The sequence below is a fragment of the Sutcliffiella horikoshii genome, from assembly GCF_020524325.1.
GTDB lineage: Bacteria > Bacillota > Bacilli > Bacillales > Bacillaceae_I > Sutcliffiella_A > Sutcliffiella_A horikoshii_D.
Genome location: NZ_JAIVKY010000002.1, coordinates 581,454 through 591,481 on the forward strand (window position 1 = coordinate 581,454; position 10,028 = coordinate 591,481).

The 10,028-nt window shown below is 40.1% G+C and carries 9 protein-coding genes; 2 read left to right on the plus strand and 7 right to left on the minus strand.

All coding sequences use genetic code 11. The features are described 5' to 3' along the window. Position 1: 1 nt before the first annotated feature. The 4 genes from motS to LC091_RS04095 form a co-directional block, all read right to left on the minus strand. Positions 2–766, minus strand: a complete 765-nt coding sequence (motS, locus tag LC091_RS04080) for a flagellar motor protein MotS (protein ID WP_226680453.1) — start codon at positions 764–766, stop codon at positions 2–4. After that, positions 763–1,578, minus strand: a complete 816-nt coding sequence (gene motP / locus LC091_RS04085; RefSeq protein WP_226680455.1) for a flagellar motor protein MotP — start codon at positions 1,576–1,578, stop codon at positions 763–765. The genes motS and motP overlap by 4 nt, the downstream gene beginning before the upstream one ends. Before the next feature lie 409 nt (positions 1,579–1,987). Beyond that, a complete protein-coding gene (gene ccpA, locus LC091_RS04090; protein ID WP_226680457.1) occupies positions 1,988–2,986 on the minus strand; it encodes a catabolite control protein A in 999 nt (332 codons plus the stop codon). A gap of 413 nt (positions 2,987–3,399) precedes the next feature. Then, positions 3,400–4,476 carry a bifunctional 3-deoxy-7-phosphoheptulonate synthase/chorismate mutase gene (locus LC091_RS04095; protein ID WP_226680458.1) on the minus strand — a complete coding sequence of 359 codons (1,077 nt, stop codon included), beginning with the start codon at positions 4,474–4,476 and terminating at the stop codon, positions 3,400–3,402. A 139-nt stretch (positions 4,477–4,615) separates the two neighbouring features. On the opposite strand from LC091_RS04095, the gene LC091_RS04100 reads away from it, so the two are divergent. Next, positions 4,616–6,808 (plus strand): cell division protein FtsA, encoded by a 2,193-nt coding sequence (locus LC091_RS04100; protein WP_226680460.1) that lies wholly within the window; start codon positions 4,616–4,618, stop codon positions 6,806–6,808. Positions 6,809–6,845: 37 nt separating this feature from the next. Here the strand turns inward: LC091_RS04100 and ytxJ are convergent, their stop codons facing one another. From ytxJ to LC091_RS04115, 3 genes are all read right to left on the minus strand, one after another. Then, entirely contained in the window at positions 6,846–7,172 is a 327-nt protein-coding gene (gene ytxJ, locus LC091_RS04105; RefSeq protein WP_226680462.1) for a bacillithiol system redox-active protein YtxJ, read from the minus strand. 242 nt (positions 7,173–7,414) lie between these two features. Beyond that, on the minus strand, positions 7,415–7,927 hold the full coding sequence (locus LC091_RS04110; protein ID WP_226680464.1) for a YtxH domain-containing protein: 513 nt from the start codon (positions 7,925–7,927) through the stop codon (positions 7,415–7,417). Between the two features lie 13 nt (positions 7,928–7,940). Beyond that, the gene (locus LC091_RS04115) at positions 7,941–8,375 is read right to left on the minus strand and encodes a DUF948 domain-containing protein (RefSeq protein ID WP_010195430.1); all 435 of its coding nucleotides are present in this window, start codon (positions 8,373–8,375) and stop codon (positions 7,941–7,943) included. A 225-nt stretch (positions 8,376–8,600) separates the two neighbouring features. Here LC091_RS04115 and LC091_RS04120 point away from each other — a divergent pair, with 225 nt between their 5' ends. Next, on the plus strand, positions 8,601–9,716 hold the full coding sequence (locus LC091_RS04120) for an aminopeptidase (RefSeq protein WP_226680465.1): 1,116 nt from the start codon (positions 8,601–8,603) through the stop codon (positions 9,714–9,716). Positions 9,717–10,028 lie beyond the last annotated feature (312 nt).

The window sequence follows — 10,028 nt, forward strand, 5'->3', positions numbered from 1 at the left end:
TTTAGTTCACTATTTCTTCTTTTTGAGGATCGGAAATGACAATCTCTACTCTTCTATTCTTCTGATAGTTAGCATCTGATGTATTGTCTACAATCGGCCTTGTATCGCCATAGCCTACTGCAATAAATCGCTCAGGATCCAAGTCATGAGCGTCAACCAGGTATCGAATCACACTACTTGCCCTTGCTGCAGATAATTCCCAGTTGGAAGGAAATTTATCTGTGGAGATTGGTCTGTTATCGGTATGTCCTTCTACTTTGACCAAGTTCGGAATTTTCGTTAATAAGGTTCCGACTTTATCAAGAAAAGGATGGGCAATTGGAAGGATCCTTGCTTCAGCCGTCTCATATAACACCTTTTCTTCTAGTACAAGGACGATTCCACGCTCTGTTCTGTTAGCGACCACTACATCCTCTAAATCATTTTCGGCCAAAAACGTTTGTACCTCAACAAGCAGCTCTTCCAAGCTGTCCTCATTCTCTTGTGTTTCTTCTTGATTTTCAGCTATATCTTCTTGGTTATTGGTCGACTCCGTATTTACAGAGAAATCTGTTGGGTGCTCAAAAGGAACAGCAGACGGATTATAATCTAAAATATTCACTTGCTTGAACGACTCAGCTACGGCCTTGAATTTCACCAAGTCTATTTGAGACATGGAGAATAATAAAATGAAAAATACTAAGACAAGCATAAAGAGGTCGGAAAACGTGACCATCCACTTTGGAGCACCACTTTCAACAGACACCTTCTTTTTTCGACGTTTCATTGGAAGTTCTCCTCCAACGTTTCAGCTACCGCTTCATCTTTTCTTTCCCGATCTTGATTGGAAAGGAATGCAGATAGTTTCTCCTCCAAAATCTTTGGATTCTGACCTGACTGAACGCCAATTACACCTTCAATAATAATTTGTTTTAAAAATACTTCTTTTTCTGTCTTATTTGCAAGTTTACTAGCCATCGGGAGAAATACAAGATTTGCTAAAAGTGTGCCATACAATGTTGTCAAAATAGCAATGGCCATATTTGGTCCAAGGGTGGTTGGATCGTTTAAGTTTTTCAACATTAGGACCAATCCGATCAGCGTACCGATCATCCCCCAAGAAGGAGCATAATCCCCTGCTTTTTCAAGAATGCTTCTCCCCTTCATATGCCTTTCTTCCATTGCTGAAATTTCTGCGTTCATGATGTCATGGATAACTTCCGGTTCTACACCATCCACTGCAAGAAGTACGCCCTTTTTAATAAAATCATCCTCTACATCTTCAAGTTCGGCCTCAAGAGCTAATAGCCCCTCTCTTCTAGCTCGGTCCGATAATCGGACAAATGTTTGGATTAAGTTGGGCAGTTCATTTTCTTGTCGGGAAAATGCAGCTTTAATAACAGTTGGCATTACTTTCATTTCTTTTAGGTTAAAGGTAATTAGTAATGCTCCAAGGGTTCCTCCGATTACGATTAGAAAGGAGGGAAGATGCAAGAAGCTGCTTGCACCGCTGAAACCAGAGTTGTTGATGATGCCAAATAATATCATTGCTAGACCGAGAATGAGACCTATTGGTGTTAACATATCAAACTTTTTCATACTTTCTCCCCTGACCTTAAACGCTCTTGTTTGTGATTTTATTGACTTATCTCACTAACTCCCAGTTTCCTTTCGTTTCAGGTAGTCGCTTTCCGCGGGGCGGTGCTTGAGCCTCCTCGGCTTCGCCTGCGGGGTCTCCACCTAGCGCTATCTCCCTCAGGAGTCTTTGCCTTTTGCTCCAATCAACAGCTAGAAATCACCAAGTACATGATATCTCAGTTTTTCAGTGGCTTCTCTTCGCCTGTGGGGTCTCAAGCTACCGTTACTCCCCCGCTGAAGTCTTTCACCTTACACTCCAGTCAACTGGGGAAAGTTAGATTAATCAATTGATTGACATTTTTAGATAAAGAAAGAGGACAAACTTTTTGGTGGTTGTCCTCTTCTTTTACTATTTATATCGACCGTTTTTTTATTTTGTTGAGCTTCTAAATTCAATTCTATGTGGAAGTACGACTGTTTGGTCTTCTACTTTCTCTTTGTTCATGAATTTCGTTAATAGTCTCATGGATACTGCTCCGATATCATACATCGGCTGAACAACTGTGGAAAGCTGCGGACGAACCATTGTTGCCAGTCTAGTGTTATCAAAGCCGATTACTTCAATGTCTTCTGGGATGTTCAATCCGTTGTCCTGAGCACCATGAATGACTCCCAAAGCCATTTCATCCGTTCCTACAAAGATCGCTGTTGGACGGTCTTTCATTGCGATAAGCTTTTCGACAGCTTCTATACCGGAATCGTAAGAATAGTCACCTTCTAACACTATTTCCTCATCATAAGAAAGCCCTGCTTCTTCGAGTGCACGTTTATAGCCAGTTAATTTTTTCTCCCCGTTGATCGGTTCTTCAAAAAGACCTGACACATATCCAACTCGTTTATGACCTTTTTCAATCAATGCTGTTACAGCGTCAAAAGCAGCTTGCACGTAATCAATGGTTACGGAAGGTACTTTATTGTCTTTTTCAATTGATGCAGCCAATACGATTGGAACTGGTGACCTTTCAAATTCTGCAGCCAGTTCTTCTGTAATATTACCACTCATGAAAACAATTCCATCTACTTGCTTGCCAAGCATGGTGTTTAAAAGGTGAAGTTCCTTGTCCACGTTTTGGTCAGAGTTGCTTAGGATAATATTATATTTATACATCGTTGCAATATCTTCAATTCCGCGAGCAAGCTCTGCGTAGAAGATATTGGAGATATCAGGGATGATAACTCCTACTGTGGTTGTTTTTTTGCTTGCAAGTCCTCTTGCTACTGCGTTTGGACGATAACCAAGACGTTCAATTGCTTCTAATACTTTTTTTCTTGTGGTTGGTTTTACATTAGGGTTTCCGTTTACTACACGGGAAACAGTTGCCATGGAAACATTCGCTTCTCTTGCAACATCATAAATCGTTACATTCATTCACACACACTCTCCTTCTATATACATGCATCTATGTAAGGCAAAATTTAATAATTTGTTCTGTAAAACACCGCTATTGATTTCCGCAAATGGCTTCGCTTATCCAGGGGGCGACCTTGAGCCTCCTCGGGAAGCCTTTGGGGTCTCCTCATTGTCGCTACTCTCCCGCCGGAGTCTTCGCCTTTTGCTCCAATCGACAGCTAGGATACATCTACAACTTCCATAACATAGCCAATAAGATAAATTTGGCAAAATAACGCATTTATCTAATAATCATACGTTATTCTAAGCAGACAAGCAATGAATTTACTATACTCCTGCTTATATCTTTTGCTAAATGTAAATTTTTTATGAAAACTTATGAAAACAGACAAAGACGAGCGTTTTGTCCGCTCGTCTTTAGTGAAATTCCATTATGATTTGTATGCGTAGTGGCTACGCAATTCAGTAATGAACTCATTGAACTCATCGATGTCCATCTGTTGTGCTGCGTCGGAAAGTGCTACTGCCGGATCAGGATGAACTTCAGCCATCACTCCATCCGCCCCGATTGCAAGTGCTGCCTTTGCAGTAGGCAATAGAAGATCTTTTCTACCAGTGGAATGTGTTACATCCACAAATACAGGTAAGTGAGTTTCTTTCTTTAGGATTGGTACAGCAGAGATATCTAATGTGTTACGTGTAGCTTTCTCATACGTTCTTATTCCACGCTCACACAGAATGATTTGGTCATTACCTTGAGAGATAATGTACTCAGCAGCATTGATGAACTCATCAATCGTTGCGGCAAGTCCTCTTTTTAGAAGAACGGGCTTTTTCACTGCCCCAGCTGCTTTCAATAGCTCAAAGTTTTGCATGTTACGCGCACCGATTTGAATGACATCCACATAATCGCATGCAATTTCAATATCAGCAGGGTTAATGATTTCACTGATGATTGCCATATCGAACTCATCACCAACACGTTTTAATATCTTTAAGCCTTCTAATCCAAGTCCTTGGAAGTCGTATGGAGATGTTCTTGGCTTGAATGCTCCACCACGCAGTAGTTTAATTCCTTGCGCTTTTGCTGCTTGAGCAACTTGGGCAACCTGTTCATAACTTTCAACTGCGCAAGGGCCGACGATGAAGTTTTGAGATCCATCGCCAATTTTTACTCCTTTTACTTCAACAACCGTATCTTCCGGTTTTTTCTTACGGGATACCAGTAAAGCTTTTCTATGATCATCTTTTTGAAGTTCAAGACCTGCTTTGAAAATCTCTTTGAATAAATGCTGTAAAGTGGAAGTTTCGAAAGGTCCATCGTTATGTTCCGTAATTAGGTCCAACATTTTTCTCTCACGGACAGGGTCATATCGATTTACACCTTGCGCCTCTTTAAGCTTTCCAATTTCTTGGACAAGCTCACCGCGCTTGTTGATAATCTCTAATAGTTGTAAGTTTAGTTCTTCGACTTGTTTTCGCAAGGCATCTAGTTCGTTATGACTCATATAATTTCATCCTTTCTGTATTTATAACAGTACCGAGTTGTGGTACATTTCTATTAATTAGTTATTATAAACGATGACTTTCTGATTGTCACGGATTTTTTCTTTATTAATTAAACGCTTTTAAGCGGTAAAGTATCATATGATGCTACACAGGGATGGTGAATCTTTTTTGATTTTCGCATTAGATATTGGAACAAGATCAGTAGTTGGGCTATTGTTAGAACAAGATCAGAGCAAGTTCCGCATCAAAGATTTAGTAGTAAAAGAACACGAGGAACGTGCCATGTTAGATGGTCAAATTCATGATATTTTAGCAGTTTCAAAAGTAATTACATATGTGAAAGAGAAGTTAGAGGAAAAACATGGACCACTAAAAAAAGTATGTGTCGCAGCAGCTGGAAGGGCCTTAAAAACACAAACAGCCTATGCAATCCAAGATATTAAAGGGAAAGCTCTATTTACAGAAGATGATATATTTTTATTAGAACTTTCCGCTGTTCAAGAAGCACAAAGGAAATTACTCCAAGAAAGTGAAATAGACGCTGCTAATCAGTATTTCTGTGTGGGATATTCTGTTCTCCGTTACTACTTGGATGAAGAAGAAATAGGCAGTCTGCTCGATCAAAGAGGAGAGAAAGCATCCGTTGAGATCATTTCCACCTTCTTACCAAAAATTGTAGTAGAATCGTTGATTTCTGCCCTTCAACGGTCCGAACTTCAATTGGAAGCCCTGACACTTGAACCCATTGCAGCTATAAATGCACTCATACCACCTTCTATGAGAAGATTGAATGTTGCCTTAGTAGATATCGGGGCTGGTACTTCTGACGTTGCAATCTCCATGGATGGGACTGTCACTGCTTACGGAATGGTCCCTGTCGCAGGAGATGAAATTACAGAAGGTTTGAGTGATGCTTTTCTACTGGACTTCCCACAGGCAGAACAGGCGAAACGAGACTTGCTTCATCATGAGGAAATTACTTTTACCGATATTCTTGGCTTTGAACAAACTCTTTCCAAACAAGAAATGGTAGATCAGATTTTCTCCTCAATAGAGAAACTCGCAGCCTCTATCACAAAGGAGATTAAGAGGCAAAATAACCAAAAAGCACCCAAAGCTGTCATGCTTGTGGGAGGCGGAAGCCTTACTCCTTCTCTGCCATCTCTTATTGCAGAAAAACTAGGCTTACCTGAAAATCGTGTAGCAATTCGAGGAGTAGAAGCGATTCAGCAATTGGATCAACCAAACCTCCCTGTAAAAGGACCTGAATTTATCACGCCTATCGGAATTGCAATAGCTGCAAAAGAAAAACCAATTGAATACGTTTCTGTTACCGTTAATGAGCTTCCGGTTCGTTTATTTGATGTGAAAAAGTTGACCATTGGAGACAGCCTGTTAGCTGCTGGGATTAGCATAAATAAATTGGTTGGTAAGCCCGGCTTGGCATTAATGGTAGAAGTGAATGGGAAAGGTATTACATGTCCAGGAAGTTTTGGAGAGGCACCGAAGATTATTAAAAATGGAAAGTTCGCTCAAAGTTTTGATCGTATTGAAAATGGTGATGTCATTGTGGTGGAAAAAGGCGTGGATGGAAAATCAGCCGCAATAACTATCAGCGAGGTTATAGGAACAGCGTTGCCTATGGTTTCTGTAACTGTAAATGGCAAAGATAAAGCTATCAGTGCAAGCATACTCCTTAACGGTAAGCCAGCCGCAATGGACCAACAACTTACAGACCGTGACAAGGTTACTTTCACCTACCCGGAAACTATAGGGGAACTCCTTGTCCAGAGCTGTGAAATAGCAGAGAAGGATCTTGAACCATTTCACTTATTCATAAATGATGAGAAAACCAACCTATCCCCCTTTTCTGTCCAAGTTAAGAAGAATGGAAAACACGTCTCTGTAAATGACCATTTTTCCAATGATGACAGTATTGTCTGGGAAAAGGGAAGCCCCCCTTTAGTAAAAATGCTTTCTATCATTCAACAGTATGAAACAAAACAAGAAATAGCCGTTACTTATAAAGGGCAAAAAGTTATTCTTAGTAAGGTGTTGCTTGAATTTTATCGCAATGGGAATTTGCTTGGAGATGAGGATGTCCTAAGTAGAGGCGACCATTTGCAAGTGATGGTCAGACGCAAGGAGCCATTTATCTTTCAAGATATGTTCCGCTTCGTAGATATAGACAAACCAAAAGGCGCTGGATCCTTTATGTTAAAGAAAAATGGAATGGAAGCCTCTTTCTATGACTTTATCGACCATGGAGATGAACTAGACATAGAGTGGAAAAGCAAAATCCTAGAAGCCAACTTCAAAAATAAGGCTTGATTTAAATAAAACGAACGTGCATAGTCGCACGTTCGTTTTATTTTACGTTCTCTTGGAGGGAAGAATAGGTAATCTTCCAGTGAGATGCATTCCAAGCAACTTTTCCATTTTTGAATAATAGTGCTTGCGGTGATTCGTGCTTTATATCAAATGTCTCCGCGATATAATTGGAAAGCGATCTAGCTTCTTGGACATTAAGATAAAAGCACGGAACCTGGTTTTGTTCTGCTACAAAGTTTTCGAATTCTTCAAATGCTGCATGGCTGATTGGACATGTTGTGCTGTTTTTGAAGAATAAGAAAGTTCCATTTTCTTGAACGACTTGATCAAATTCTGCTACAGATTGCACGATAGTTTTGCTCATATTTCTACACCCTTTTCTGCTTGTTTTAAAAATTGGCGGTTGACACCGCTGTTGATTTCCACAAATGGCTTCGCTTTCAGCGGGACGCCTCCTCGCTGCGCTGTGGGGTCTCAAGCTACCGTTACTCCCCCGCAGGAGTCTACGTCTTTTTCTCCAATCATCAGCTATTAACTTTTCAGGAAATTAAAAACGGCGAAGTTATCATACCACTTCGCCGTTCTATTCTCAAGTTATGAGATTGTTTATTTCTCTTCACTATTTTCTTCGCCTGCAGATAGCTTCTTCTCTACGTCTTCTAACGCAGCTTTTGTATCTTCAAGGCGCTTTTTCACTTCATCTGTCATTTCATCAGATTCTGTTTCAATAGCAGTAGCGGCTTCAGAAATGATATCTTGAACCTGCTCTTGCAGCTCCATGGATACATCGCCATTCTTTTCGCGCAGTTGTTTAACTTTGTCCATCACTTGTTGTGTTTGATCGGTGATGGCTTTAGTTAATTGGTTCTTCTTATCTTTAGCAGTTTCCGCTAATTCAGAAGTATATTCAGTAGCTTGAACTTTCCAGTTATCTGTTCTTTCTTTCAATTGAGTCGCCTGATCCGTGATATCTTCACGAAGCTCTCTACCGGATTTAGGAGCCAGGAACAATGCAGTTGTAGCTCCCACAATTCCACCAATTAGTGTACCGATTAATAAATCCTTCGTGTTAATACCCTCAGCGTTCGTGTTCATCTCTTTCTTGTTCTCTTCGCTCATTTCCGATTCCTCCTCAAATTTTGTTGATTTTGTTTTTCTGTTTTCTCTCATTCCATTTGTCGACTATTTCCATGGCCACATTGGACCATTGAACGACTTGCGACACCTTATCTTGGTTTTGATCTAGTTGATGTGCAACATTATTAGATAAACGTGAAACGGAATGATTAAATCCTTGAATGGAAGTTCCAACATCCTTTACAGCAGTTACAACCGTATTAAGTTGTTGCGACTTATCTTGAATGTCGTCCATTAATACATTGGTCTTATGTAGAATCTGCTCTGTCTCGGATGTGATCCCTTGCATCTGTTTTTCAATACCACCTAATGTACCGGCAACTTGATTTAAAGTGCCTTGCACGGAAAGAAGTGTTTTGGAAACAAATATCACCAATATTAAAAAAGCAATAGCTACAATAATTGCGCTAATGTAAAGCAACTCACTCAACGCGACACCTCCTGGCTGCTGACGTACATACTTACTATTTACCCCATTTACTACAGTTTAAACTTTCTATACTCTGTTTTATTCTAGGACAAAAAGAAAATCCCTTCAAAAATTTAAAGAATCTTTAAAAATATTACTAATATTTTTAGACAAAAAATTCAACAAAATACGCGTAATCGGTTACAATAATGATGATACATAACCATTATCTTAGGGGGCAATACAATGAAGGATCCTCGGATTCAAACACTTGCAAAAAACTTAATCAACTATTCTGTTCGTCTTCAAAAAGGCGAGAAGGTATTAATCGAAAACTTTGGACTGCAAAGAGAACTTGTAGTAGCACTTGTCGATGAAGCTTATAAAGCTGGCGGATATCCATTCGTTTCCTTAAAAGATGTTCAGGTAGACCGCGCTCTATTAATGGGAGCTCAAGAAGAACAATATAGCATGAAAGCTGATTTTGAAGCAAATGTCATGAAAAACATGGATGCTTATATCGGGCTTCGATCCGGCGACAACATTGCTGAATTGTCCGATGTTCCTGATAACAAGCAAAAAATCCAAGGCAGTACAGTAGGAAAAAAAGTTCACCGTGACATCCGAGTTCCAAAAACGAAATGGGTGGTTCTGCGCTATCCAAATGCCAGCATGGCACAGCTTGCAAAAATGAGTACGGAAGGTTTTGAGAACTTCTATTTTGATGTTTGTAACCTTGATTATGGAAAAATGAGCAATGCCATGGATGCTCTTGTTGAGTTGATGAATAAAACCGACAAGGTCCGAATTACAGGAGAAGGAACGGATCTAACATTCTCCATTAAGGAAATCCCTGCAATTAAATGCGCAGGTGAAATGAATATCCCTGACGGCGAGGTATATACCGCCCCTGTGAAGGATTCTGTTAACGGTACAATTACTTACAATACACCATCTCCATACCAAGGCTTCACATATGAAAATGTGAAATTGACTTTCCGTGACGGAAAAATCGTGGAAGCAACAGCCAATGATTCCGACCGTATCAATAAAATCTTTGATACTGATGAAGGCGCTCGTTTTATCGGGGAGTTCGCAATTGGCGTTAACCCTTATATTCAACATCCGATGCAAGATATCCTATTTGACGAAAAGATTGATGGAAGCTTCCATTTCACACCTGGTCAAGCATATGAAGATGCTTGGAACGGCAATAATTCCGATATTCATTGGGATATGGTAATGATTCAACGTCCTGAATATGGCGGAGGAGAAATCTATTTTGATGATGTGTTGATAAGAAAAGATGGGAAGTTTGTTGTTACAGAACTTGAGGGACTGAACCCAGAGAATTTGAAGTAAGCATTTAACTTGGACCACTCACATTAGATTTGTGAGTGGTTCTTTTAATTGTTGCGTTAGACCTCCTTTAAGACTTGTTGTTGCACCCTTTTCAAGACCTCTCTCTACTCGTTTGCACGTAACTGATGTCTTCATAACTCTTCTCAAGACCTCTCTCTATCCATTTTCACGGAACTGATGTCTTCATACCCCTTCTCAAGACCTCTCTCTATCCATTTTCACGGAACTGATGTCTTCATACCCCTTCTCAAGACCTCTCTCTATCCATTTTCACGGAACTGATGTCTTCATACCCCTTCTCAAGACCTCTCT